We start from the raw sequence: 25,378 nt of genomic DNA, 5'->3' as shown, positions 1-25,378 counted from the left end.
GAAATCCGGCACCCGCCATTAGTTAATTAATAAAAGTCCCCGTAGCCTCCGCCATAGCCGCCGTAACCTCCGCCGTAGCCGCCGTAGCCGCCCTTGAAGCATTTGCCGATTGGAGCGCCGCAGCCGCAGCCGCAGAATCCGCCACCAAAGCCGCCTCCGAAGCCGCCGCAGCAGCCGAAGCCGCCTCCCCAAAACGTGCCGATGGCCAGCAGGTCGAACAATACAAGCGGCAATATCGCATTTGTTTTAACGACCTTGCCTTTATCTTTTTTGAGCGGTGCCAGAACCAGTTTATTCCGGCTGATCCGAACAAGCTTTCCGGTAACGACAGAGCCGTCGCGGCGAACTGCATAAATGGATTTGCCGACCAGTTTCCGAACATCCTTTTTGGAAACGTTTCGCATGCAAAATCCCTCCTTTCCCGTTGTCCTACAGCATATTCGGGATCGTCGGGAGATGCCTGTTTGTTTGTACTCTATAAATATATTTGTGCGGTTACCGCATTGATAGGATGAGGTTCACTGCATGAAAACGCCGCAAGCCGTCAAACGCAAAAAAAGGGGCTGTCCCCAATGGGAACAGCCCCTGTCTTATAACGCCTAGGCGTTAACTTTTTCTTTGGCGATGCCTGCCAGCGAGTTGAACGAAGCGATATCGTTAACTGCAAGGTCAGCAAGGATTTTACGGTTTACTTCAACGCCGGCAAGTTTCAGGCCGTGCATCAATTTGCTGTACGAAAGACCGTTAGTGCGGGCAGCCGCGTTGATACGAACGATCCACAGTCTGCGGATGTCGCGTTTTTTGTTGCGACGGTCGCGGTAAGCGTACATAAGGGACTTGCCTACTTGCTCCTTCGCGGTTTTAAACAGGCGATGCTTCGAACCGAAATAACCTTTAGCCAGCTTTAGAATTCTTTTACGACGACGAGTGCGGACAAAGCCGCCTTTCACTCTTGCCATGTGTGGAAACCTCCTGTGGTTTGATTTTGTTTATAAATAACGAACTACTATTTCAAGTTAGCAAGGCCTTGCTGCAGACGGCGAACGTCGCCGGCAGCCATAAGCGGTTGGCCAGCAAGTACGCGTTTTTGACGGCCGGATTTGTGCGAAAGCAAGTGGTTACGGTAAGCTTTGTAACGTTTTACTTTACCAGTACCGGTAATTTTGAAGCGGTCTTTCAGACTGCTGTGAGTTTTCATCTTAGGCATAACAGTTATCCTCCTTAATAGTCGTAATCCAGTTGTTAGCTGTTTGTTTTCGGTGCCAAAATCATAATCATGCTCCGGCCTTCCAGCTTCGGAGCGCGCTCAACGCTGCATAATTCGGCAACCTCTTGCTGGAGACGGTCCAAAATCTTCTGTCCCAGCGATGCGTGGGCAATTTCACGGCCGCGGAAGCGGACGGAAGCTTTAACCTTGTCGCCTTCATTCAGAAACTTAACGACATTCCGGAATTTCGTCTGGTAGTCGTTCTCGTCGATGTTGGCGCGGAACCATACTTCCTTCACGTCGACAATTTTCTGGTTTTTGCGGGCTTCCTTCTCTTTCTTCTGCTGCTCGTAGCGGAATTTGCCATAGTCCATGATGCGGCATACCGGCGGCTTGGCCGTCGGAGCAACGTTCACCAGATCCAGATTAAGATCGATTGCAAGCTGCAGCGCTTCGCGAATCGGCTTGATGCCGATTTGCTCCCCTTCAGCTCCGACTAAACGTACTTCTCTGGCCCGGATTTCATCATTGATTTGATGTTCTCTGCTAATAACGTGCCACCTCCAAAATGGTCTGTTTCATGTACTCACACAATAAAAAAATGCGGGTTCGCAAGAACCCGCATCTCATAACCGTACATTTATGCCAAATCATTATTTCGTTTGAAACAATGGAATGACCAATCGATTATCGCGAACCAACCAGCCTGCGCCGGGAGGTGAGAAGCGGGTGCTTCTGCTTGTGCGTCATGAATTTTCAGTGAAATGTTACCGTGCTACTATACCATAGCCGCCAAAGCAGTGTCAACCGCCCACTCGCAATTTTATTCGGCGCCTGCCGGCGCTGAAGGCTGCGTCTTAAAGCTGCTTGCTTTGAACTTCTTCCAGGCGGATTACGCGGGTATGCTGCGTATGGCTCCACTTCTTGTTGTTTTGCGTGAAGAAAGCATGCACCGTGATCGGCCACCAGGACAAAGTGAACAGCAGGAACGTCGGGATCCGCAGATACAGCTTCCAGGACACCTTCGCCAAATACATCGAAAGCGGAATCTGCACCAGAATGTATGCCATGTAAGGTACGCTCAGCCATACCGGCAGCAGATTGTATACGGACGTTACGTTGTCTCCGCCCGACAAGGCGATGTCTCCCCAAATAATCGCCGCGATAAAAAAGCCGGCCAAATAATTATAGGCGTTGAATACGTACAAAGCCGCATCGATCTTCGTCCAGCTGCGTTCCTTGATGCCCTGCCACAGCACCGGCAGCATGTACTTGCGGGTGACGTCGAAATGCCCCTGCATCCAGCGCAGACGCTGGCGGGCGGAAGCCTGGAACGTGATCGGCTTCTCGTCGAACACCTTCGCTTCAAAGTTGAATTTCGGATAGATGCCTCTCTGAATGCAGCGAATCGTAAACTCCAGGTCCTCTACGAGGCTCGTCGCGCCCCATCCCATTTCCTTCAGCAGCTTTGCGTCGAAGCACATGCCGGTTCCGCCGAGGAAGTTGGCCAGCCCCAGATTCGTGCGCGGCAGCTGCCATAGCCGGTTGCAGAACCAGTAGTTGATCGCATTGGCCGAGCTGACCCAGGAGTCGTTCGGGTTTTTTGTATCCAGGTAACCTTGAATCACCTGATGCCCGTTAATCAAATCATTGTTCATGTACTGCAGGAAATCGGTGGCTACGAGGTTATCGGCATCAAAAATCGCAACGCCGTCGTAGCTTTTCGGCATTTTCCAAAGCTCTTTCAGCATCCACTCGACGGCATAGCCCTTGCCGCGCTGCGCCGGATTTTCACGGACGCAGGCGTAGACGCCCTCATAGCTTTTTACAACGTTAACCGTACCGTCCGTACAGTTATCGCAAATTACAAATATGTCATACAGCTCCCGCGGGTATTTCATTTTCAGCAAGTTTTCGATCAAAGCGCCGACGACCTGTTCTTCGTTATGGGCCGCGATCAGCAAGGCGAATGATTTTTTTGGCTTGTGGGAAAGATCCTCTTTTTTGCGGTGCCATCCGAAAAACGTCAAGAACAACTGGTACACGCCTAGTATGGCGAACAAAATCTGAACCACGAACATGATCGTATTGAACATGCGGTACTGCCCCCTTAAGACCCCATTTTTTTGCTTTCTTGTATATTCTCTCTTTGTATAAGCGCTTTTCTGGAAACGCCTTGCGAACATAACTGATTCTCCACGGAAAGTACCGCTTTGTCAAAAGCCCAATATGACTCGATTACGCTTAATCTTGGCAGAAAAACGCTTGCATGTCACAGGAATGGTCACCTTACCTCCTTTTACGGCTGTTCAGCCTTATTTTCAACCGTTTACTGAAAATTTAGAACTTACGTCCTTATTTACGATAAAAGGTTCGAATATGTTTCTACAAACAACGAGCATATATGTGACTCTTCAGAAATATGCCGGCTTGTCCGACATTATTCGTATTTTTGACAGTTCTGACGCGGGCTGCGCCGCCTTCTAACCGCCGCAAATGTTGTCCATTACAGTTTTACCATCATAGGCCAGTTATTAAACAAAAATTTTCGGGGCGGTGTTTCACTTCTTATAATGAGAAGAATTTAATGGACCCCTCTAATGAGAAGATTTTAATAACCGAAATTTTATATCGGGATTTTTGCGAGTTTACGTCCCCCTTACAATAAGGTGCTATGATGTTTAAAAGAAAATAAAAAAAGCAGCCACCCCGAGGAGGATGACAGCTATGGAGAGAATGATAGGCTGGCTAAAAACGAATGAGCAGAGGGTGCTCATATGGGCGAATCGGAGGCCTGTGGGGGGAAAGGGTCACCGGCTGCTGGGCCGGTGGTTCAGTACGGTCACACATATGGGAGGCGCAACTTTTACGCTGGCAACCGCTCTGCTGTATGCGCTTTTGGCGCCGGCTCCCTGGAGCATGACCGGCTGGCAGTGCCTGACCGCGGTCATTATAAGTCACCTGCCTGTGGCCATCGTAAAGAGAAAGTTCAAAAGATTGCGGCCGTATCAGGCCATGACTCACGTCCATACATGTCCTAAGCCTCTTGTGGACTCGTCCTTTCCTTCCGGACATACGACCGCGATTTTCGCCTGGCTGATGCCGATCCTGCTGACAAGCGGCGCCTTGTTTATGTTTTTACTCCCGCTTGGGCTTGTAATAGGCGTCTCGGTCGGCTGGTCGCGCATGTATTTGGGCCTGCATTATCCATCCGACGTGGTTGCAGGCGCCGTGATCGGGACGGCAACCGCGCTTGCGGTCCATTATTTCTGGATCGGCTCAGCGGCGGGCGTTAATTAGTCTAGTCTTCCGTGTCCTCGCTGCCGAAAGTCTCGGAGCCTGCCGCGGCTTCTTCCCTCAGCGATTTTTCCTGCTTCGCCTGGCGGTGCTGCCGGAGCGCCTCGGAGCCGATGACGGCTTCGACACGGTAAATATTTTGACCTTTCTCCATGAACTTCATCTCGTATTCCGTAAACACAAGGTCCTCCCGCGGCCCTTCTTTATGCAGATGAAGCGAAATGTTGCGCATAACGAGTTCCATCTCAGCAAAGCTGTTAAGCGAAAATTCGAACAACGACTGAGAGTCCGTCTTAAAATGAATCTCTCCGCGCTCATTCAGCAGCTCGATGTATTTGGCGACAAAACGCGGATGCGTCAGCCTGCGGCGGGCATGCTTTGCCTTCGGCCACGGGTCGCTAAAGTTCAAATGGATGCGCTCGAGCTCGCCAGGGGCGAACATTGTCTCGATGCCTTCAATATTGGCGCGCAGCAGCGCCAGATTCGGAGGGCTTGACTCGCCCTTCTGTTCCCATACCAGGCGTGCCTTTTCGCTTGCGCGGCGAATCAGCTCGTCATACATGTCGACGCCAATGAAATTGACGTTCGGGTAGCGGGCGCTCATTTGGCTGATGAAACGTCCCTTCCCCATGCCTAGCTCCACGTAGATCGGGTTATCGTTGCCGAAAAACTCGCGCCATTTCCCTTTATGGGGCTCGGCGTCGAGTACGACAAGCTCCTTCTGGGCCTCCAAGCTTTCACGGATTCCTTTTCTGCCTCTTAAACGCATAAGCTGTATTTCCTCCAATTCGTATACAAGAGAACGTATCTCTTCCTTTGCATGAACCAAACTAGTCCTTATTGTGCCCAAGAATGCCTTCAAAGTAAAGAGAAAAAAGCCGCGGCCATGTCCGGCTGCGGCTTTCTTCTTATGGATGGCAGTGCCGCTTAGCGTGAAACTAAGAAAGCAGCTGATATGGGATCGGGCCGTTATCGCGCTGATCGCGCTCATACGCTTCGAACAGCACCTCGTTGATCTTCTTGCGTGCGGACACTTCCACACTGTGGTTATTATGAAAACGCACACCTGTCAGCGCCATTAATTCCTTAACAGTCAGCTCAACTGTAATTCTTTCATCGCCATGCGGGATTTTTGCACTCGTATTCATCTCACATCACCTCATCGATTTATTTTAACAGTATTTCCATTTAATCGACGTTTCATGACTTCAGGTTCAAATGGGCTATGTCAGGTTTATTTGTTGTCTTGTCGCACTTTTAATATAACACCTCATGTCAGGTTACGCAAGCCCAAAAAGATAAAAAACAAAAATAATTTCCAGATGTAAGCGATTTCCGAACATTCCTGAGGTAAGACTGCGACAATCATGGCTTTTCGGCTTGTTTTTCGTTAAAATATAGGTGGCAAGTCTTAAAAGAAGGGGAAAACGATGATCGATCTTAAAGCATCGTCCAAGCCGCTGCTGTGGAGCGACAAAAGATTTCATACATGGAATTACGAAATGCGAAAGCAATTCGGCGGAAAAATATTCAAGGTCATGCTCGATGCCGGCTTCACCTGTCCGAACCGCGACGGCACCATCGCCAAGGGCGGCTGTACATTTTGCAGCGCGCGCGGATCGGGTGACTTTGCCGGAAGCAGGCGCGACGATCTCGTCACCCAGTTTAATACGATCCGCGACCGCCAGCACCGGAAATGGCCGGAAGCCGGTTATATCGGCTATTTTCAGGCCTATACGAATACGTACGCGCCCGTAGAGGAGCTGCGCGAATATTACGAGGTTATCCTTCAGCAGCCGGGAGTCGTCGGCCTGTCGGTCGCCACGCGCCCGGACTGCTTGCCGGACGACGTCGTCGACTATTTGGCGGAGCTGAACGAGCGGACCTATCTGTGGGTTGAAATGGGGCTGCAGACGATTCACGAGTCCACGTCGGAGCTCATCAACCGGGCCCACGATACCGATTGTTACCTCGATGCGGTACGCAGGCTCCGGGAGCGCGGCATCCGGGTATGCGCTCATATCATTTACGGTCTGCCGCAGGAAACGCATGAAATGATGCTGGCTACCGGACGAGCAGTATCGAGGATGGACGTTCAGGGCATTAAGATCCACCTGCTGCATCTCATGCGAAAAACGCCGATGGTCAAGCAATACGAAGCCGGCTTGCTCCGGTTCCTGGAGCAGGACGAATACGTAAAGCTGGTCGTTGACACGCTGGAGCTTTTGCCGCCGGAGATGGTCGTGCACCGGCTGACGGGGGATGCTCCCCGCGAGCTGCTCATCGGCCCGATGTGGAGCATGAGGAAGTGGGAAGTGCTCAACGCCTTCGATAACGAGCTTCGGCGCCGCGATACATGGCAGGGCAAGCTTTGGCGGGCGGAGGGGTAAAGATGGGCTTTTTATCCGTGCTCAGCATGGCTCACAAATGGATTGCCGAGCGCACCGCTCCGGGTGACACCGTCATTGACGCCACGGCCGGAGGCGGCGTAGATACTCTCGCCCTGGCAGGCATTGCCGGTGCAAATGGAACGGTCTATGCCTTCGATATCCAGCAGGAGGCGCTGGATAGGACCCGGGCAAGGCTTGACGCCGCAGCGCGCGAGGGAAAAAGCGGGCTGGCCGGGGTTAAGCTGGTGCTTCGGAATCATGCCCACATGGCAGAAGCGGTTGATGCAGATGCAGCCGGGCGCATCTCGGCGGTCATGTTCAATCTCGGCTACCTGCCTGGCGGCGGAGACCAGTCGGTCATTACCGAGCCTTCTTCTACGCTGGCTGCCTTGCAGGCTTCCCTGACGCTGCTTCGCCCCGGCGGTATCATCACCTGCGTGCTGTATCCCGGCCATCCGGGCGGTGCCGAGGAGGCTGCGGCCGTCGAAGCTTTTGCAGCGGCGCTGCCGCAAAAGCAGGCGCAAGCGGTTATTTACCGCCAGCTGCAGCGGGACACGGCGCCGTATCTGATCGCGATCGAGAAACGCGATGCCGGCGTTTGATGCCGTAATGATATAACCAGTCGCCTGGCGTCGAAGTTCGAATAGAGGTTCCATCCGCTAAACTTCGATCTTTTTCGGCAGCCGGCACAGACATCAGGTACATTATTTCGATCCATTTGCCTATTTCCAGATTTTACGGACAACAGATATTTTATTAGTAGGAAATCCGCCTCTAGTTTTAACGGAACGACGGTCCGGATACGAGTCGAATGATCAAGTACCTTGCTGTCCGGGCGGTCGCGCCGAATTATAAATATATATACATAGGAGAGATGACCATGACTGTTAAACCTTATCCATTACAATTCAAAGCGGAAATGAAAGAGAGAATCTGGGGAGGACGCGCGCTTGAGCGTTTTGGCCTGGAGCTGCCCGAAGGCTCGATCGGCGAAGGCTGGATGATCGGCGACCATCCGAACGGGACGACTAAAGTCGTTAACGGAGCGCTTGCCGGTCAAGGACTCGACCAAATCCGCGAAGCATACGGGCGCGAATGGTTTGGCTCGAAAGGCTTTTCCGAGAAAAACGGCCGTTTTCCGCTTCTGATCAAGCTGCTGGACTGCAACGACGATTTGTCCGTACAAGTGCATCCGACCGACGTTTACGAAGGGCTGCCTGAAGGAGAGCTAGGCAAAACGGAAATGTGGTATATCCTCGACGCCAAGCCGGGCGCAAAAATCATCTACGGCCTCAAAGACGGCGTCGACCGTGCAGCTATGGAAAGCGCGATCGCGGAAGGCCGCATTATGGACACGCTTCAGGAGGTTTCCGTCGAAGCCGGCGACGCATTCTACATTCCGGCAGGTACCGTGCATGCTCTGTGCTCGGGCGTCGTTGTGGCGGAAATACAGCAAAACTCCGATACGACCTACCGTTTGTATGACTATGACCGTCCGGGTCTGGACGGCAAGCTGCGCGAGCTCCATATCGAGGATTCGCTGAACGTTATCGCATATGAGGGTGCGGGCGCCCAGCGCATGAAAACCGATGGAGCGGCAGCCGGCGAATGGCTCACCATTGCTTCCTCCCCTTACTTTATCGTTGAAAAAGGCATCGTCGCCGCGCCTTGGCAGCTGGCAACGACGCCGGAGAGCTTTGTGATCCTCGTCGTCGCGGACGGCGAAGGACGCTTGAAATGGGCGGACGGCGAGCAGTCCGTAAAAGCCGGCGAATGCTTCCTGCTTCCGGCTACACTGGGCGGCTACGAGCTGTCCGGCAGCATGACCGTGCTTCGCAGCGTCGTGCCTGCTTAAGGCGAAGCAAGCCCGTCTTACAGGACCTGTAAATCGAAACACCCCTTAACCGGCCCGGTTGCAATTGCAAAATTGCCCGGAGCATGTTTAAGGGGTGTTTTATTTATTTTACAGGCTGACGGCTTCGCTTCCCGCCTCCAGCTTCAGCATGTACGGGCGTGCCTTCGGCTTGCCTCCTCCGGCCTCCGGCGCATACAGCACCGCAAGCAGCGTATGCTTGTCCTTGCGGATTTCCCCTGCTTCAAGGAAAGCCTGCAAATCAAACGGCAGCTTCTCGATGACCGAATGCTTCTGAAGCTCCTTCTCGCTTAAGCCAAGCGCGGCGAATTCCCCGGATACGTCATCCGGCCGTTCGGCCAGCCGGCGCATGCAGCCGGCCCACTCCGCTTTGTCCATCTCGAAATTCCACCAGGTTTTGCGCGGCTTGTAGTTGTGGTTCAAGAAATAATCGTATTTCATGAGCCCAAGCACAACGTCTGCGTCCAGCCGTTCCCCCGCCGAGGCGGTAATCGCCTCGTAAGAGTGACGCTCCGCATGCTCTCCGCCTTCCCGCGGCAGCGTCCCGAGAAAAGCCCACAACCGGGAGAACAGGTCCTCCAGCTGATGGCCGATCTTCTGCCAGCCGCTGGCTTCCCAGAAATCGCCGAACGACTGGAAGAAATCGAAGGGCGAAGGAAATACGCGGTCCGCCAAAAAATTAAGGGTATGGTCCATCCGGTGAGCATTCCAGTACTTCTCGAGCACATCCTCCACTCGTTTGATGCGGACGATATCGCCAAACGGCATCAGATCGTTGCCCAGCATTTCGTACGGCGCCCTATCCATATAAATATAACCCCATTTGTCCGCATCGCGGCGCAGCCCGGTGCCTCTCAGCATTTTCAGAAAGCCCAGCTGCAGCTCCTCGGGGCGAAGCTCGAACACATCGTTGAACGTTCCGCGGAACGTGTCGTAATTTTCAAGCGGCAAACCCGCGATGAGGTCGAGATGCTGGTCGATTTTGTGAGAATGCTTGACCTTCATGACCGTGCGGACCAGCTTCATCCAATTTTGCCTGCGCTGAACCGCTTCGTTGGTCGGATCGTTCGTCGACTGCACGCCGATTTCGAACCGGAAGATGCCGGGAGGCGCATGCTCCGCCAAATAATCAAGAACTTCCGGCCGCATAATATCAGCCGTTATTTCGAATTGAAAGACGCAGCCGCGGTGGTTCTCGATCAAAAACTGAAAAATTTCAAGCGCATAGTCTCGTTTGATGTTAAAGGTCCGGTCGACGAATTTGATCAGCTTCGCCCCCGCATCGATCAGGTACAAAATGTCGGATTTCGTACGCTCCATATCGAAATACCGGACGCCCACCTCGATGCTGGACAAGCAGAATTGGCAGCTGAACGGGCAGCCGCGGCTTGTCTCGAAGTAAACGACCCGGCTCCCGAGGTTCGGAATGTCCTCTTTAAAGCGGTGCGGAGAAGGCAGATCGTTCAGATTCAGCTTGGGGCGCGGAGGATTGATCAGCACCTCAGTATTCTCCTCCCTGCGCTTGCGGTAGGCGATACCGAACACCATATGGAATTTTCCGGCTCCCTCGATCTCGGTCAGCAGGTGATGGAACGTTTCCTCGCCCTCCCCGACGACGATAAAATCAACCTCCTGCACCCGGTCCATCCAGTCATCCACATCGTAGCTGACTTCCGGTCCGCCCAGCACGATTTTGATGTCGGGCATGATTTTGCGGAGCATATTAATGACCGTAATCGTCTCCTCGATGTTCCAGATGTAGCAGGAGAAGCCGACCACGTCGGGCTTGCGCGAAAAAATATCCGATACGATATTCATCGCCGGATCCTTGATTGTGTATTCTGCAATATCGATATCGAAGCGCTCGCCGCTGTAGGCCTTCAAGCAGCGCAGTGCGAGCGAGGTGTGGATAAACTTGGCATTTAACGTGGACAGAACCACTTTCATACGATAACCTCTCTAACTTTAACGGATGCCATCTATTGTACCGAAAAAAAAGGCAAAAAAGAAGAGGGACCCGCATGGCGCCATCAGCGCCGCGTATCCCTCTTCTGCTTAATCCCTTACTTTAATATGAAGCTGATCCTTGAGCTGCATGTCGATGACCGGATAGCGTACGCGCCATTTGCCGCCGTCAAGCGCCGTTACCTCACCCGGCTCGAGGCCTCTCGGCTCGAAGCCGTAGTCGCGCTCGAAGGAGATCAGCACTTGAATTTTATCGTCCGGCAGCAGGTCATGAAGCTCGTAGCCCATATTGATCGCCCACATCCGAAGCTCCTCGGCCGCAGACGGGCCGTAATACATATAGAACAGCGGATCGATGTCGGCCGTCAGCACAAGCCAGCCTCCGGCATCGCGTTCCGCCTTCCAGCCGGTGAACGAGGCTTCGCCGTCATTCGTTGCCAGCGTTGAAAAATGCTCCTCCATCACCTTCTCTACATCGCTCAAAGACGCACCAACGAGAGTATCCGGAAGCGTTGACGGCAGAAACTCCGCTTTCTTCGCCGCTTTTTCCTCGATGCCGTCGAGCAGCGAGTAGGCATGCAATACCGAAACCGCGAAATTAAGATCCGCATTCGTATCGGCGTAGCCCAGCGTCGTAATGCCGATCAGCTTGCCGTGTTCGTTGAACAAGGCTCCGCCGGAGCTTCCATGATCGATCGGCGCGCTCGTCTGCACGTAGCGGACGCCGCCTTCGGAGAAGATGTTGCTGATCAATCCGTCCGAAACGGTGTTTTGCAGTCCAAGCGGGCTTCCGATCGCTACAACCTTGTCGCCCTTTCTTGAGCTAAGGTCGTAATCGACTGCAACCTCGGCAAGCTGGAGCGGGTCCTTCGTCTTAATAACGGCCAGATCGACCGTTTCATCGTAGGCAACGACCCCTTCGACCTCAAGCTCGTCCCCGTAAAGCGTCAAAGCCGTTGCGGATGCCGCATCTTCGATTACATGGTAGTTCGTCAAAATAAGCTGCTCGCCGACAACGACGCCGCTCCCTTGGGCGCGGTTCGTCATAATCATCACGATGCTTTCGTCATACTTCTCGACAATTTCGGTTGTCGTGAATTTCGGCAGGTTTTCCTGCTCCTCCAGCCACTTCTCATATTCCTCAAGCTCGGCAGCCTCCGCCGACGTAATGCGGACCGCCTTCGCCTTGGCATCCCATGCCACCTTCGCGCCAAGCGATTCGGAAACAAACCGTACGGGCACGTAGGTTACCCCTCCGCGCAATACGGGTGCCGCGTCGAGCTTAACCGACTTGTTGTTGATGACCGCTTCCTTCTTGCCTGCTTTAAGAGAAATCGTAATATGGCCTTTGCGCCCGATCACCGTTTGCGTTTTGCTCTCCCAGGTTACGCTTGCCCCGAGCGCCTTGAAAATTTCCCGCATGGGCACGAACGTAACGCCCTTCTCGACAAAGGCGGGAGCGGATAAAGCCAGCTTCTTGCCGTCCACGAACACTTGATACTTTGCGGCCGCCGCGACGGATACCGCGGCCGTGCCGGATGCCGCCGATACGCTTTCGCTCGGGACCGGAAGCGGAGCGAGCAATAATCCCGCAGCCAGCAAAGGACATAGAAGCGACTGAATAAGTTTTGTTTTCACGACGTAGTTTCCCCCAACCATTTCCATAATCACCATAAGGTATGTATACCCTTCATCCTACCATTCCGGCGGACGCTTTGTCTATGAAAACGGGTTTCATAGAGCCGGTAGACTGCGCAGCAAAAGGAAGATTAGAACATCCGGCCTCGCTCATGGTATAGTAGGTGCATTGAAGCTAGGGGGTTATCAGCATGCAAAAAGGGAGAAAACGCCCGCTGCCGAAGGGGCAGGCACAGACGGACAGAAACAAAGCCTATACGGTTACAGAGCCGGCCGAGCTGCTGCCATTCCTCCTGAAGCACGTTACGGGCGCCGGCCGCAACGTCATTAAAAATATTTTGGCGCACGGACAGGTTGCCGTTAACGGCAAATCCACGACCGCTTACAATTATCAGCTGCAGCCGGGTCAGACCGTCACCGTCAGCAAGGAGCGCCCGAAGGAGAAGCTCCCCTTCGAGGGGCTTTCCATTCTGTTCGAGGACGAGCATCTGATCGTAATCCGGAAGGATTCGGGACTATTATCGGTCGCATCGGATACAGGTAAGGACAATGAGGTCACGGCCTATCGGCAGCTAATGGCGCATGTGCGCCTCGATGACCCGGGAAACCGGATCTTCATCGTACACCGGCTCGACCGCGATACGTCCGGCGTCATGCTTTTCGCCAAGAGCGAAGCCGTTCAGCAGCAGCTGCAGAACAACTGGCAGGATGCGGTCCGGGAGAGAAGCTACGTCGCACTTGTAGAGGGCATGGTCAAAAAGGAGCAGGGTTCGGTCAAGTCCTGGCTCAAAGAAAGCAAAACGCTCAAAATGTACTCCAGCTCCCGCCCGGAGGACGGCCTTCTTGCGGTCACCCATTACAAGGTGCTCCGCGCCGGCAAGGACTTTTCCCTGCTTGAGTTGCACCTCGAGACAGGACGGAAAAATCAAATCCGGGTTCATATGGAGGACATCGGGCACCCGATCGCCGGCGACAAAAAATACGGCGCGAGAACGCGTCCGATCGGGCGCCTCGGCCTGCACGCCCGCGTGCTTGCCTTCATCCATCCGGTGACGGGAAAGCTCGTCCGGTTCGAAACGGAAATACCGAAGCTGTTCTTGAAGCCGTTTCAAGGGCAGCTGCAGAACTAAAAGAAAAGGGGCTATTATTATGCCGCATTTAGTATTCCGGGGCCTCGGCGCCGAACCGCTGCGCTCCATAGCCGAGCCGCTCGCCCGCGAGCTGGCTGCGCTGTGCGGCTGCGGTACCGACAATTTCACGATGAACATCCTGGCGTCCGAGACCGTATTCGGCGCTGCCGGGAACGGTCCGGCCTTTATCTTTATTGAGGTAGGCTGGTTCGAGCGCGGCCGTGATACCCGCGATTCCTTCGCCAGACTGGTGACGGAATACGTCGGCAAGCTGGGAGACGCCGAAATCGAAATCGTCTTTCATGCTTACCGCGAGGACAGCTACTACATCGACGGGGAGCCCGTTCAAGCTTAAGTATAATACTGAAAGCGCATAATAATTAAATATGCAAAAAAGACGGAGACGCTTCATTTGGAGGCGTCTCCGTCTGCTATTACAACCGTGCAATGCTTGAAGCTTTTTATCTCGAAGCCGGGACCGGCTGCCGGAAGCGGCGCGCCGTTCGGGAAAATGTAAGCCGCCTCCTCCCCTTCCCGGATGCGCGGCTCCTCGAACACGTAGCGGCCGAACGACCGGACCTGCTGGAATTCGGCTCCCGGATTGGCGTATTGCACGGTGGACAGAAATTGCCGGGGATCGGTCCTCTCGTAGAACAACACATAAATATACGGCATATTCACTTGATCGGTCACATACACGCGGCCATCCGTTCCGTCCGATGCATATCGGGCCGCCTCTCCGAAAGACTCGTAAAAGAGCGGGCCGATCTGCCAAAAATGTTCGATTCGATCTCACCGCGCGTACCGACACGACATTCAGTCCGAACAGGTAAATGAAGGGCATCGAAAGATAGGCGTACAGCGCATTTTGCCCGCTCCCCCAAGCGACGAGATGAACCGGATAGGAATGGCCGCTGCGGTCGATGCCGTAATGCAGCAGAGAATACGCTTCATAGCCGATCGAAGCTTCGTCCTGGTTCATTCCGCCCGGAATCCCGTCGGCATATATGAGCCAGACGGCTGCACCGACGGCAAACAGCAGCACGAGCAGCCCGTTTTGCTTTAACCAACCGACGGCCCTGCTCATGCTTCCAGATCCTTTCCTGCGCCCGGCCGGCTAATGCCGCCGCGTATAGGATAAAGGTAGAAGAAAACAAGCGCGACGGCTAATGAAAGAAACGGAATGAAGCTAAGCATCGATCGGATGCCCCACACCGCGGCTTCGGCCTGAACCGCATCCTTGACGTAGCCGGTCGCCTCCAGAATGCCGCCAAGCACGACCGCCTGAAGCGAGACGCCCCATTTGACGATAAAGCCGTTCATGCCGAAATACATGCCCTCCCGGCGCACGCCCGTCCGATTCTCGTCCTCGTCGATAATTTCGGACAGCAGCACGTCCAGCAGCACGAGCAGGCCGGCCAGTCCGATACCGATTGCTGCGGCTGCGATAACCGCGGAGGCCGCGTTTGCGATAAACGCAAAAGGCAGCAAGGCAGCCGCATAAACGGATGCTGACGCCATGACGGCTGCGCGCGGCCCCCAGCGCTGCACCAGCCTGCCCCAAACGTACACGCACGGAATGGCGGTCAGGAAGATGGCGCCCAGCAGGTACGTATTTTTTTCCTCGGCGGCCCCAAGCACGTATTTGGTGTAAAAGGGAATCGCCGCCGGCAGCATCGCGAACGTGAACTGGACGAAAAAACTGCCGGTAACGTAAAACAAAAACGCACGGTTGGAGAAGGTAAGCTTCAGCGACTTCACAAAACCTGCCGCTGCCGCTTCGCGCGGGGCTGCCCCGTTCTCCCTGCTTGAGAGTGTCATAACGAGGAAGAACAGCAGCGCGATGCCGGCAAAGACGGCTCCCATCGGCCCCCAGCCCAGACGGCCGTATACGAGCGGCGGCAGCGCCACGCCGATAATCATCCCGATAATCCCGAACATTTGCCGCCAGGACGAGACTTCGGCACGCTCCTTTATCGTCGTGAACATCTCGGGAAACAAAGCCGAATAATTAAGCACCACCATAACGAACATGACATCATACAGCAGCACGACCGTCAGAAAATACCAGAACAACGTCTGTCCCGTCCCGACCGGGAACCAGACAGCCGTGAACAAGGCCCCAAGCGGCACCATGCCGAACAGCATATACGGAATGCGCCGGCCCCAGCGCGTGCTTGTCCTGTCGGAGAGATGACCGAAAAGAGGGTTAAGAGCCGCGCTTACGATCCCGTGGACGACCATGGCGGCGCTGATCAGCGCAGGCCTTACGCCAAGCACGTCGACATAATAAAAAACGATGTAGGACGCAAAAGCCTGGGCCAGCAAATTGACGGCCAAATTTCCCGAGCTGAATCCGAGTTTCGATTTGAAGCTGGCGGTGGACATAACGAACACGCTCCCGGCGACAAAAAAGTCATATTTTTCAATCTGGCAACTCTTTCATCTTACCGCAGCCATCCTGTTTATTCCATAATTAACTTTCATCCACCCGCTTTTTCATCCTCAAATACCGGCAGCCTCGAATGTCGAGGAAACCGTATTCAACGTAACCGAGCTTGCTGTATATCGAATAAGCCGACTTGTTGTCCTGCTCGACGATCAGCGACACCGTATCGTACCCTTCAAGCCTTCCTCTCCGCTCGAAGGCGGCGATCAGCGCTTTGGCGATCCCTTGTTTCCGGTATCGTTCTTCCACCGCGATGGCATCTAGATAATACTCGCCGGCCTCCGCCTCCACGGTAATCCCGCTTCCCGCGTACGTGTCGCCTTCCCTGCCTGGCCGCGCCGCCAGCGGCGCATCCAGCTCAGCCGCTCCGTCTCCCGGATAGCTGAGCAGCATCCCTGCGACGGTGCCTTCCTTTCTATAGACAAGCACATGCCGGTAGCTTAGCCGGTTATCCTCCCGGGCATAAAACTCGGCCAGCACCCGTGCCGCTTCCTCCTCGTTATCCGTGCCTGCAAGCGAAAATGCGATGTAGCCGATTGCGCTCAGCAGCAGCGGCAATACCTCCTTGACGTCTTCCTTCGATGCCGGTTCTATCATCCCATTATCCCCCTTTCCGTTAGTCATCTGATATACTTAATAGATCTATGTTTCCGAAGGTGATGAAATTGAGCAGTCAATATTATAAATTTCCGATCGGCGTCCGCGGCGTGGTGGTGCCCGAAGCGGAAAAGGCCGAAGCCGAGACCAGCCGCCGGCTTGTCGGCAAGGACGCGGCGGACGCCGGCTTTTTCCGCGCCCTGGAGCGGCACGGCATTGCGCTAAACCGGCCGCAGATCGCGGCCGTGCGCCATTTTACGGGCCCCGTCCTGACGCTTGCCGGCGCCGGCTCGGGCAAAACATCGGTGCTGGTATGCCGGACCGCCTACCTGCTTGCCGTGCAGAACGTGCGGCCTCAGCATATTTTGCTAATGACTTTTTCCAAAAAAGCGGCGGACGAGATGCGAAGCCGCATCCGCTCGCTGCCGGTATTGGATGCGCAAGCCGCAAACGGGGTAGAGGCGCGGACCTTTCATTCCTTCTGCCTGCAGCTTCTCCGGGGCCGCGGCTATAACCAGTCCATTCTCGGCGAGACCGGGCAGAAGCACGTCTTCCTGAAGCGGCTGATGCGCGAGCTGGCGCTTCAGCACGATCATGAGCCGGAGACGCTGCTCGCCCAGCTGTCCGCCCTGAAGCTGAGAATGGCGGATATCGGCAGCCTTCCCGAGACAACGTCTGAGGAAAGAGAGCAGAAGCTGCTGTTCAGCCGGTATGAGCAGTGGAAGAAGGAGCAGCACAAGCTGGATTATGATGATCTTCTGCTGGAAGCGTACAGATTGCTTCGCAGCGACGAGGAGCTGCTCGCTTCTCTGCAGCGCCGCTTCCAATTCATCATGATCGACGAATTCCAGGATACGAACCAGGTTCAATATGTGCTCGTCCAGATGCTGGCCGACAAGCACCGCAACCTGATGGTCGTCGGCGACGACGATCAGACGATCTATTCGTTCAACGGGGCGAGGAACGATTATATTTTGAACTTTGACCATCAATACCCGGGAGCGGAGACGATCGTGCTTCATATGAATTACCGCTCGACGAGCACCATCGTCGGGCTTGGCAACAGCATTATCCGATATAATAAGCAGCGCAAGTCAAAATCGCTCCTCGCCGCGAAAGGAAAGGGCGTCAGTCCCTCCTATGCGCGGCTCAAATCGACGCAGGAGGAAGCCCGGCTCGTCGCGGATACCATCGAAGCGCAGGCCGGCGAAGGCAAGCGCCCCTACGGCGATTTCGCCGTCCTCTTCCGTACGGCGAGCAGCAGCCGGGCGCTGGTCGAGCTGCTGCTGACGAGGCAGCTCCCTTTCACGGATTTCGGCGACGGTCAACTGTTTTACGACCAGTGGGCAGTGAAGCCGCTGCTCGCCCATTTGCGGCTTGTCTGCGACCGGCGCGATTTTGACGCAATCGAAGCTATGCTTCCTACTCTCTATGTGAACAGAGAGCAGGCGATGGCATTCATCTGGAACCAGGACAAGCAGAGGGCCAAAAAATGGCCGCTCATTCACCTGATGGATTATCCGCCGATGAAGGAATTTCAAAAGGACAAGCTGAAGGAGCGGATCACCCTCATCAAAGGCTTGTCCGGCTGTAAGCCTGCGGCGGCTATTCTCCAGCTTCGCCAAGCTTTTTACGATCAATTCCTGGAGACAAGCAAGCGCCATGAAGCGACCGAGCATAAAGAAGGCCTGAGGGAAACGCTGGACGAGTTCGCCGCCGCAGCGGCCGGGTATGACACGATCGAGGCTTTTGTGCAGTATATCGACGACATTACGGACAAGCACGCGGCCCGTAAGCGGGAGCAAAAGCATGAGCTAAGCCGTGGCGCGGTTTCGCTCATGTCCATCCACAAATCCAAGGGGCTGGAATTTCCCGTCGTATTCGTGATCGGGGCTTCGGAGGGGATTCTTCCCCACAGCTCCGCGCTCTCCGCCGACAAGCACAGCGACCGCGCCTCGCTCCAGACAGGGGACAATCCGCTTGCGGAAGCGCTGGAGGAGGAACGCAGGCTCGCTTACGTCGCCGTCACCCGGGCGCAGGAGGAGCTGTATATCAGCTCACCGGCCTCCTATCGCGGCAAACCTGCGGAGCTGTCAAGGTTCATCCGGTCGGCCTTCGCAAGCGAACCGGAAAGCGGCGGCAGCCAGGAGGGCGAAACGGCGCTCGCCTGGCTTTGCACAAGCGATTCCTGCCAGGTGTGGCAGCGGATTATCACCTATGAGGATTCGATGGCCGAGTCCCGGGATTGCCCGCTGTGCGGCTCGCCGATGGAGCAGGGCTCGAAGCTGCTTCCCGGCAGGAAGAGCTGAGCCCGGCTGCGGTCGACCAAACTCTCTAAGCGGCATAGCTGGAATTTATGTCGTTATTTGTTGGCGATATGACATATTCACATGAATAACGGGATTTCATGTATCTAATTCGAACGCCATGCTCCAAATCAACAATTTTCCATGGTTTAAATACACGAAACACAGTTAATTCTCTATCAAGGCTAAACCGCTGATATTAGATACATGAAATCCAGTTACCGCACGGATCGGTGATAGCAAGGCAGGGGCTAAGTTAACACGATTATAAAAAAAACGGCCCGGAAGTCATCGAACGATGGCTTCCGGGCCGTTTTTTCGCTTTTATGCGGCAGGCTTGTCCTACAGCGCAGGAGGCGTGAAGGAACGGGTCGCGAATTCCGCGTCCAGCATGTAAAAAGCATTGCTGTCCTTGTCAATCCGCTTCAGCTTGTGAATGATATTGTCGAACAGAGCTTCCTCTTCGACTTGCTCGTCGATGAACCACTTCAAAAAGTTGATCGTTGCGTGCTCGCGGTCGTCAATCGCCAGGTCGGACAATTTGTAGAACCGCTCCGTGTTTTGCTGTTCATGCTTGTAGCCATGTTCAAACGCATCGAGGATCGACGAATAGTCGTTATTCGGCTCGCCTAGAGCGGACAGCGTCGCGCGGCGTCCGCGGTCGTTCAGAAATTTGTATATTTTCATAGCGTGAAATCGTTCTTCCTCGGCCTGTACGATAAAGAAATTCGCGAAGCCGTCGAGGCTCTCTCCGGAGCAATACGCCGCCATCGCAAGATACACATGCGCCGAATAGAACTCAAAATTCATTTGCTCGTTTAATGCTGCCGCCAACCCGTCATTCATCGCTCGTGCACCTCTGCTTTCCTAGTTTGTACTTATTCTAACATAAAAAAAAGGAACGGCAAATGCCGCCCTTAGTAAAATCATCCAAATGGCTGATGTTATCCGATCATTTTCTTTAACCGTTTGTACAGCTGGTCCGGAGACGGCGCGCTTACCGTTTTGGACTTGATGACGACAAAGCATTCCAGCTTGCACGTCTTGCAATTCCCAAGGCAATCGCTCTTCTTCTGCTTGATGTCAGGATAACGGTCCTTCATCGCCCGATAAATCGGCTTTGCCCCGTTCTTTAAATTCCGTTTGCAATATTTGATCTTCTTCATCCGGTCCACCCCGCAGCGCAACGAAGTATTTGCTTCCTACTTGATGATAATGATTATCAACCTCGTTGTCAACAGCGAATTTTATTCATTTCATTCCAACATGAATACGGACGGACTTCCTGCGCCAAGCTTTCCTTTCCGATCCGGTCCTTACGATTAACCGGCTAACCCTTGCCTTTCAGCACCTCAAGCCCTTTCAGCAGCTGGCTGTCCTCGCGGTGCAGCTTCTCCCGGAGCAGCTCGAGCAGCCGGTAGCCGGTTTTGTCGTTGAACTCGCCGGTGACCTCCAGCTTCTCCGCCTTCTGGAAAGCCCGCACGGCCGCTTCCGTCCGTTCGTCGAACAAGCCCTCCTGCCCGGCCGGACCGTAGCCGAGCTCCTTCAGCATCTGCTGCAGCGTCTTCACATCCTCGCCATAGCTGCCTGCCGCCATATCCGTCCCGATCGCCAGCGGCCTCAGGTTCGTATAAGCGGGAAGCTCGACTGCATAATCCGGCATGACGCCTTCTTTGTTGATCCACGTTCCGCCCGGCGTCTTCCACTGCGCCTCCGTCAGGCTGAGAACGGACCCGTCGTCAAACTGGTTGAAGGCCTGGACGACTCCCTTGCCGTACGTCTTCTCTCCGATGACCGACGCGCCGGCCGATTCCTTCAGAGCTGCGGTCAGCACCTCGCTTGCGCTGGCGGACTGGCCGTTCACAAGCACCGCGACGGGCACGCTCCACTCCTTCTCCTGCTGCGATTTATACGTAATCGTCTGGCGTTCGTTTTTGTATACGACATTCAAAATCACTTTATCCTTCGGAATAAGCGTATTCGCGATTTTCAAGGTCGACTGGAGCAGCCCTCCCGGATTGGACCGCATATCGAGCAGCAAGCCTTTTATCTCCGCTTTGTCCCTCAGCTCCTTCAGCACGCTTTCGAATTCCTCCGCCGTCTTCTCCGCGAAACGGCTGATCGTCACGTGCGCGATGCCGTCCTCGAGCATTTCTCCGGTAACCGTATGAATCGGAATCGCTTCCCGCTTCAGCGTCAAAGCAATGAGCTCCGACTGGCCCGGCCTCCGGATTTGCAGGGAGACGCTGGTTCCTTCCTCTCCTCTAATAATGCCAAGCAGCTCCTGAAACGATTTGCCTGCAATTTCCTTACCGTCCACCGCAATGATCGTGTCGCCCGGCAGCAGCCCGCCGCGCTCGGCAGGCGCGCCCTTAGTCAGCCCGGAGATGACGTATTCGCCTTCCTCCTCCCGGATCTCCGCTCCTATGCCGTAAATTTCCCCTTCGTAGGATTGGGTGTAGGCGTCGCCCTTCTCCTCGGGAAGGTACCGGGAATACGGATCGTCGAGGGAGGCCACCATGCCTTCGGCCGCCCCGTTGATCAATTGCTTGGGCTCGGCCCCTTCCAAATAGTCATTCATAATCTTGTTGTAGGATACAGTGAACTGCTGAAAAGCCGGCTCGCCCAGCATCGGATAACGGTACCCCATCCACAGCAGCCCGAGTGCGAAGCCTGCCGCCAGAAACAATATCGAACCCAGAAAGCATAAAGTGAGAAAGCGCTGCTTGGCAGCCGCCGTCGCAAAAGTTTTCATCTGTTCATTTCCCCTTCGGATTTGCATTCGCAAAGTCTTGTATGTCCTGTGCTTTTTCGCTACAATCAACCTATTCTTACACTACAGAGAGACGGAGAGGAGCTTTTTATTCAAGCATGTACAAATTAATTGCCATCGATGTGGACGATACGCTGCTTACCGACGAAATTAAAGTGACCGAGGGCACGAAGCAAGCCATGGAGGCTGCCATTGCCAAAGGCGTTCTGGTGACGCTTGCGACAGGCCGCATGTTCGCATCCGCCCAAAAGATCGCCAAACAAATCGAGCTCAATGTTCCTATTATTACCTATCAGGGGGCGCTCGTCAAAACGCTGCTGGACGGTCAGGTGCTGTACGAAAGAAACGTGCCGGCGGACGCGGTCCGGGAGCTGCACGCCTTCTCGGAGGCGAACGGCCTTCATCTTCAGCTTTATGTAAACGACGAACTTTACGGCATGGAGGACAATGACAAAATCAAAGCCTACTCCAAGCTCTCCAATATTCCTTACAAAATAGAGCCTGATCTCAGCAAGCTGCTGGACTTCCCGATGAACAAGCTGCTGATGATCGACGAGCCCGCCCGCCTCGATCAGATCGCCGACCAGCTTCGGCCTTTGCTCGGCGACCGCGTTCACATTACGAAATCGAAGCCGCACTATCTCGAATTCATGCACAAGGAAGGCACGAAGGGGCATGCGCTCCGTTTCCTGGCCGAGCATATCGGATGCACGATGGAGCAGACGATTGCGATCGGCGACGCCTGGAACGACAATGAAATGATTCAGGCGGCCGGCCTCGGCGTCGCGATGGGCAACGCCATTCAATCGCTGAAGGACATCGCGGATTATGTGACCCTTACCAATAACGAGGAAGGCGTCCGCCACGTCATCGAAAAGTTCGTACTGAACGCAATCCAGGCATAAACGCCGGGCAGCCCCTCCGCCATTTGCGGAGGGGCTGCTTTTTCCCTGAGACGACATAAAGGAGCGGTTACCGATGAACCCGATGAACTGTCCGATTTGCGGCAAGCCGAACGGCTGCGCCGCGGAAACGAAGACGGCCCCGGCCGATTGCTGGTGCTTTCATGAACGATTTCCGGATGCCCTGCTGGACCGGGTGCCTGACGAATGGAGAGGGAAAGCCTGCATTTGCCGGGACTGCCTCGCCGAAGCTCAAGCGCAAGCAAACGAAAATCTTAAAAAATAAAGGATCGAATAATACCTGTTTTTTATCCGTTTCTAACGAGTCCCGCACGGGTCGGAGCGAAATACGCTCTCTCCATGTCGGCTGCCGAAAGCGGCTTGCTGAAGTAATAGCCTTGAATTTTGCCGCAGTCCTTATCCGTTAAAATGTCCAGCTGGTCCTTCGTTTCAATCCCCTCGGCGATGACGTCCATATTCAAATGCTGCGCCATTGCAATAATCGTCGCCACGATCGCCTTGTCGTTCTGATTTTCAGTAATATCGCGAATGAAAGAACGGTCAATCTTCAGCTTGTGGATCGGGAAAAGCTTCAAATAGCTTAACGAGCTGTAGCCGGTGCCAAAGTCGTCCAGACTGATCCGGATGCCGTGTTCGTTGAGCTCCTTTAATATTTCCGTCGATACGGCCGCATCCATCATCATGCCCTCCGTAATCTCCAGCTCCAAATATTCGGGCGGCAGCCCCGTCTCCTTCAAAATGTCCATCACGTATTCCGCCAGCCGACGCTGATGGAACTGCTGCGAGGATAAATTCACGGATACGGGAATGAGCGGGCCGCCCTCGTTATGCCATTGCCGCATTTGCCTGCAGGCTTCCCTGAGCACCCAAGTGCCGAGCTCGTAAATAAGCCCCGTCTCCTCCGCAATCGGAATGAACAGCCCCGGCGTCAGCGTGCCTCGCTCAGGATGCTCCCAGCGAACCAGCGCCTCAACGCCGACCATCGAATTGTCGGACGTCCGGATTTGCGGCTGGTAATGGAGAATAAGCTCCCCGCGCTCCAGCGCTTTTCTCAGATCGCCCTCCAGCTCGATTTTTTCCGCCAGCTATTTATCCAGCTTGCTCGAAAAATATTCGAAGCCGTTTTTGCCTTTTTTCTTTACCTCATACATGGCGCTATCCGCATTTTTCATCAGCTGGACGGCATCCGTGCCGTGTTCCGGAAAAATCGCGATGCCGATGCTTGCGGAAACAAAAAAATCGTTCTCCATCAGCCGGTACGGCACCTGAATCGCGGAGACGATCCGGCCAGCAAGCTCCGTTACGTCCGACTCCCGCCCGCAGCCGCGGCATAGCAGCGTGAATTCGTCGCCTCCCATCCGTGCGACCATCACGTCGCGTCCGGCTGTGCAGGCCTGAATCCTGGCACTGACCTCCTTCAGAAACTGATCGCCGTAAGTATGTCCGAGCGAATCGTTGATCACTTTGAACCGGTCGATATCCAGCACCAGTACCGCAAACGTTTCCCCCGTATCCCGGCTTTCCCCGATCGCTACGTCTATCGCCTGATTGAACAAACGGCGGTTCGGAAGCCCCGTCAGCTCATCGTGAAATGCCAGGTGGTTGATTTTTTGTTTGGCATTTTTCTCTTCCGTAATATTTCTGAAAATAATATAGCTGCCGGCAACCTGCCCGTCCACTGTAACCGGAACGTTCGTGACGCTGAGCTCAAGCTTCTGCCCGTCATGGCGGACAATAGCCGTTTCATGGCTCAGCGTCTCGCCTTGAAACGCCTTAATGAATATTTCGCCGGCCCGTTCCCGGTCCTCCGGCACAAGAAGCCCGCTCAGCATCCCGATTGGCTGCATATAAAGCTGCTTCTTCGTGCAGCCCGTTATCTCCAGCGCAATCGGATTGCAGCTGATGATCCGGCACTGCAGATCCACCGATATGATGCCGTCCTGATTGTTCTCGTACAGCGATTTGTACCATTTCTCGCTCTGCTCCAGCTCCGAATCCTTGCCCGCCAGCCTTTTGGCAAAATACATGCCGAAGATGGACAAGACCAGCGTGAACAGCGTGCCTCCGGCAATAAAATATGCGAGCCAGCTCTGATTGAGGACGATGCCGTAGAACAACGCTTCCTTAAAGGCATTATGAAAGCTGGCCGCGTGCATGCCCGTGTAATGCATCCCCGCTATTGCAGCTCCCATGATCGCGCCGCTGCCGAGCTTTTGCCAGAGCTCGCCCCGCTTGACGCCCTTGCGGAAGTAGACGGCCAGCCATAGGGCCGCTATCGACGCACCCAAAGCGATAATGATAGAAAGGGTAAAGATAACCGGATCGTATGTAATATGGATAAGCATCGCAGCCATGCCGACATAATGCATAACGGATACGCCCGCGGCAAGCAGCGCGCCGCCGGCGAGAAGCTGCAGCCCCGTCAGCTTGTCCCGTCCAACTGCGAACATGGCAACATAGGAAGCTCCTACGGCGGCCACCAGGGAGACGATGACCAGAATCACATCGTATACCGCCGGAACCGGAAGCGAGAAGGCAAGCATGCCGACAAAATGCATCGACCAAATGCCCATCCCCATAATGCAGGCTCCGAACAGCAGCCAACCCCGGCGCGCCCTCCCCTTCGCCGAGGTGACCCTGCCTGCCAGGTCGAGAGCCGTATACGACGCAGCCAACGCTATAATATAAGAAAAAACGACTAACGAACTGTCGTAGGTTCCATGGATATGCTCCATTATCGCCCCTCTTTTCCGCTTAAAGTAAATGAGCATTCCGCACTTTTCCAGTATACTATATCGAAATAAACAAATTCTGAAATTTTGCCGATGAT

The 25,378-nt window shown here is 54.5% G+C and carries 26 protein-coding genes and 1 other annotated feature; of the genes, 9 read left to right on the top strand and 17 right to left on the bottom strand.

The features are described 5' to 3' along the window. Nucleotides 1-26 precede the first annotated feature (26 nt). From KP806_RS20765 to KP806_RS20745, 5 genes are all read right to left on the bottom strand, one after another. Entirely contained in the window at nt 27-404 is a 378-nt protein-coding gene (locus KP806_RS20765; RefSeq protein ID WP_224725656.1) for a hypothetical protein, read from the bottom strand. Nucleotides 405-599: 195 nt separating this feature from the next. Next, nucleotides 600-959 (bottom strand): 50S ribosomal protein L20, encoded by a 360-nt coding sequence (gene rplT, locus KP806_RS20760; RefSeq protein WP_224725655.1) that lies wholly within the window; start codon nt 957-959, stop codon nt 600-602. A gap of 47 nt (nt 960-1,006) precedes the next feature. Beyond that, complete coding sequence (rpmI, locus tag KP806_RS20755) at nt 1,007-1,207, bottom strand: 50S ribosomal protein L35 (protein ID WP_224725654.1); 201 nt, start codon at nt 1,205-1,207, stop codon at nt 1,007-1,009. A 35-nt stretch (nt 1,208-1,242) separates the two neighbouring features. Then, entirely contained in the window at nt 1,243-1,740 is a 498-nt protein-coding gene (gene infC, locus KP806_RS20750) for a translation initiation factor IF-3 (RefSeq protein WP_224725690.1), read from the bottom strand. 56 nt (nt 1,741-1,796) lie between these two features. Further along, nucleotides 1,797-1,954 (bottom strand) — a sequence feature (ribosomal protein L20 leader region). Nucleotides 1,955-2,064: 110 nt separating this feature from the next. Continuing rightward, nucleotides 2,065-3,303: a glycosyltransferase family 2 protein gene (locus KP806_RS20745; protein ID WP_224725653.1), complete on the bottom strand. Its 1,239-nt coding sequence runs from the start codon at nt 3,301-3,303 to the stop codon at nt 2,065-2,067. Nucleotides 3,304-3,934: 631 nt separating this feature from the next. Between KP806_RS20745 and KP806_RS20740 the strand changes: the two genes are divergently transcribed. Then, nucleotides 3,935-4,507, top strand: a complete 573-nt coding sequence (locus KP806_RS20740) for a phosphatase PAP2 family protein (RefSeq protein WP_224725652.1) — start codon at nt 3,935-3,937, stop codon at nt 4,505-4,507. Nucleotide 4,508: 1 nt separating this feature from the next. Here KP806_RS20740 and trmB read toward each other — a convergent pair whose 3' ends face one another. Together trmB and KP806_RS20730 are read right to left on the bottom strand one after the other, a co-directional pair. Then, nucleotides 4,509-5,273 (bottom strand): tRNA (guanosine(46)-N7)-methyltransferase TrmB, encoded by a 765-nt coding sequence (gene trmB / locus KP806_RS20735; protein WP_224725651.1) that lies wholly within the window; start codon nt 5,271-5,273, stop codon nt 4,509-4,511. A gap of 169 nt (nt 5,274-5,442) precedes the next feature. Continuing rightward, on the bottom strand, nt 5,443-5,652 hold the full coding sequence (locus tag KP806_RS20730) for a hypothetical protein (protein WP_224725650.1): 210 nt from the start codon (nt 5,650-5,652) through the stop codon (nt 5,443-5,445). A 282-nt stretch (nt 5,653-5,934) separates the two neighbouring features. Here KP806_RS20730 and KP806_RS20725 point away from each other — a divergent pair, with 282 nt between their 5' ends. The 3 genes from KP806_RS20725 to KP806_RS20715 all read left to right on the top strand — a co-directional run bounded on the left by KP806_RS20725 (nt 5,935) and on the right by KP806_RS20715 (nt 8,749). Beyond that, nucleotides 5,935-6,894 carry a TIGR01212 family radical SAM protein gene (locus tag KP806_RS20725; RefSeq protein ID WP_224725649.1) on the top strand — a complete coding sequence of 320 codons (960 nt, stop codon included), beginning with the start codon at nt 5,935-5,937 and terminating at the stop codon, nt 6,892-6,894. Nucleotides 6,895-6,896: 2 nt separating this feature from the next. Then, nucleotides 6,897-7,496 carry a class I SAM-dependent methyltransferase gene (locus tag KP806_RS20720; protein ID WP_224725648.1) on the top strand — a complete coding sequence of 200 codons (600 nt, stop codon included), beginning with the start codon at nt 6,897-6,899 and terminating at the stop codon, nt 7,494-7,496. 278 nt (nt 7,497-7,774) lie between these two features. Then, nucleotides 7,775-8,749 carry a type I phosphomannose isomerase catalytic subunit gene (locus KP806_RS20715; protein ID WP_224725647.1) on the top strand — a complete coding sequence of 325 codons (975 nt, stop codon included), beginning with the start codon at nt 7,775-7,777 and terminating at the stop codon, nt 8,747-8,749. 108 nt (nt 8,750-8,857) lie between these two features. Here KP806_RS20715 and KP806_RS20710 read toward each other — a convergent pair whose 3' ends face one another. Both KP806_RS20710 and KP806_RS20705 read right to left on the bottom strand, forming a co-directional pair. After that, on the bottom strand, nt 8,858-10,714 hold the full coding sequence (locus KP806_RS20710) for a B12-binding domain-containing radical SAM protein (protein ID WP_224725646.1): 1,857 nt from the start codon (nt 10,712-10,714) through the stop codon (nt 8,858-8,860). A 108-nt stretch (nt 10,715-10,822) separates the two neighbouring features. Further along, complete coding sequence (locus KP806_RS20705) at nt 10,823-12,370, bottom strand: stalk domain-containing protein (RefSeq protein WP_224725645.1); 1,548 nt, start codon at nt 12,368-12,370, stop codon at nt 10,823-10,825. 191 nt (nt 12,371-12,561) lie between these two features. Between KP806_RS20705 and KP806_RS20700 the strand changes: the two genes are divergently transcribed. Together KP806_RS20700 and KP806_RS20695 are read left to right on the top strand one after the other, a co-directional pair. Next, nucleotides 12,562-13,500, top strand: a complete 939-nt coding sequence (locus KP806_RS20700; protein ID WP_224725644.1) for an RluA family pseudouridine synthase — start codon at nt 12,562-12,564, stop codon at nt 13,498-13,500. 19 nt (nt 13,501-13,519) lie between these two features. Then, the gene (locus KP806_RS20695) at nt 13,520-13,855 is read left to right on the top strand and encodes a DUF1904 family protein (RefSeq protein WP_224725643.1); all 336 of its coding nucleotides are present in this window, start codon (nt 13,520-13,522) and stop codon (nt 13,853-13,855) included. 53 nt (nt 13,856-13,908) lie between these two features. Here the strand turns inward: KP806_RS20695 and KP806_RS20690 are convergent, their stop codons facing one another. The 3 genes from KP806_RS20690 to KP806_RS20680 all read right to left on the bottom strand — a co-directional run bounded on the left by KP806_RS20690 (nt 13,909) and on the right by KP806_RS20680 (nt 16,546). Then, the gene (locus KP806_RS20690; protein WP_224725642.1) at nt 13,909-14,193 is read right to left on the bottom strand and encodes a hypothetical protein; all 285 of its coding nucleotides are present in this window, start codon (nt 14,191-14,193) and stop codon (nt 13,909-13,911) included. A 390-nt stretch (nt 14,194-14,583) separates the two neighbouring features. Next, entirely contained in the window at nt 14,584-15,888 is a 1,305-nt protein-coding gene (locus KP806_RS20685; protein WP_224725641.1) for an MFS transporter, read from the bottom strand. A gap of 88 nt (nt 15,889-15,976) precedes the next feature. Beyond that, nucleotides 15,977-16,546 carry a GNAT family N-acetyltransferase gene (locus KP806_RS20680; RefSeq protein ID WP_224725640.1) on the bottom strand — a complete coding sequence of 190 codons (570 nt, stop codon included), beginning with the start codon at nt 16,544-16,546 and terminating at the stop codon, nt 15,977-15,979. Between the two features lie 62 nt (nt 16,547-16,608). Between KP806_RS20680 and KP806_RS20675 the strand changes: the two genes are divergently transcribed. After that, on the top strand, nt 16,609-18,855 hold the full coding sequence (locus KP806_RS20675) for a UvrD-helicase domain-containing protein (RefSeq protein ID WP_449589908.1): 2,247 nt from the start codon (nt 16,609-16,611) through the stop codon (nt 18,853-18,855). 339 nt (nt 18,856-19,194) lie between these two features. On the opposite strand, the gene KP806_RS20670 is transcribed toward KP806_RS20675, so the two are convergent. The 3 genes from KP806_RS20670 to KP806_RS20660 all read right to left on the bottom strand — a co-directional run bounded on the left by KP806_RS20670 (nt 19,195) and on the right by KP806_RS20660 (nt 21,607). Then, on the bottom strand, nt 19,195-19,698 hold the full coding sequence (locus tag KP806_RS20670; RefSeq protein WP_224725638.1) for a ferritin: 504 nt from the start codon (nt 19,696-19,698) through the stop codon (nt 19,195-19,197). A gap of 98 nt (nt 19,699-19,796) precedes the next feature. Then, a complete protein-coding gene (locus KP806_RS20665) occupies nt 19,797-20,018 on the bottom strand; it encodes a DUF1450 domain-containing protein (RefSeq protein WP_224725637.1) in 222 nt (73 codons plus the stop codon). A 164-nt stretch (nt 20,019-20,182) separates the two neighbouring features. After that, nucleotides 20,183-21,607, bottom strand: a complete 1,425-nt coding sequence (locus KP806_RS20660) for a S41 family peptidase (RefSeq protein WP_224725636.1) — start codon at nt 21,605-21,607, stop codon at nt 20,183-20,185. A gap of 116 nt (nt 21,608-21,723) precedes the next feature. Between KP806_RS20660 and KP806_RS20655 the strand changes: the two genes are divergently transcribed. Next, the gene (locus KP806_RS20655) at nt 21,724-22,530 is read left to right on the top strand and encodes a Cof-type HAD-IIB family hydrolase (RefSeq protein ID WP_224725635.1); all 807 of its coding nucleotides are present in this window, start codon (nt 21,724-21,726) and stop codon (nt 22,528-22,530) included. 73 nt (nt 22,531-22,603) lie between these two features. Further along, the gene (locus tag KP806_RS20650) at nt 22,604-22,813 is read left to right on the top strand and encodes a cysteine-rich CWC family protein (RefSeq protein ID WP_224725634.1); all 210 of its coding nucleotides are present in this window, start codon (nt 22,604-22,606) and stop codon (nt 22,811-22,813) included. A 22-nt stretch (nt 22,814-22,835) separates the two neighbouring features. On the opposite strand, the gene KP806_RS27860 is transcribed toward KP806_RS20650, so the two are convergent. Together KP806_RS27860 and KP806_RS20645 are read right to left on the bottom strand one after the other, a co-directional pair. Then, nucleotides 22,836-23,603 carry a putative bifunctional diguanylate cyclase/phosphodiesterase gene (locus tag KP806_RS27860; protein ID WP_318153740.1) on the bottom strand — a complete coding sequence of 256 codons (768 nt, stop codon included), beginning with the start codon at nt 23,601-23,603 and terminating at the stop codon, nt 22,836-22,838. 30 nt (nt 23,604-23,633) lie between these two features. Continuing rightward, nucleotides 23,634-25,283, bottom strand: coding sequence for a sensor domain-containing diguanylate cyclase (locus KP806_RS20645; protein ID WP_318153726.1), 1,650 nt, complete (start codon nt 25,281-25,283; stop codon nt 23,634-23,636). Between the last annotated feature and the right edge of the window lie 95 nt (nt 25,284-25,378).

It is taken from the genome of Paenibacillus vietnamensis (assembly GCF_020169515.1).
Lineage (GTDB): Bacteria > Bacillota > Bacilli > Paenibacillales > Paenibacillaceae > Pristimantibacillus > Pristimantibacillus vietnamensis.
The sequence above is the reverse complement of the archived record's forward strand: the minus strand, read 5'-3'. Positions and strand labels throughout refer to the sequence as shown.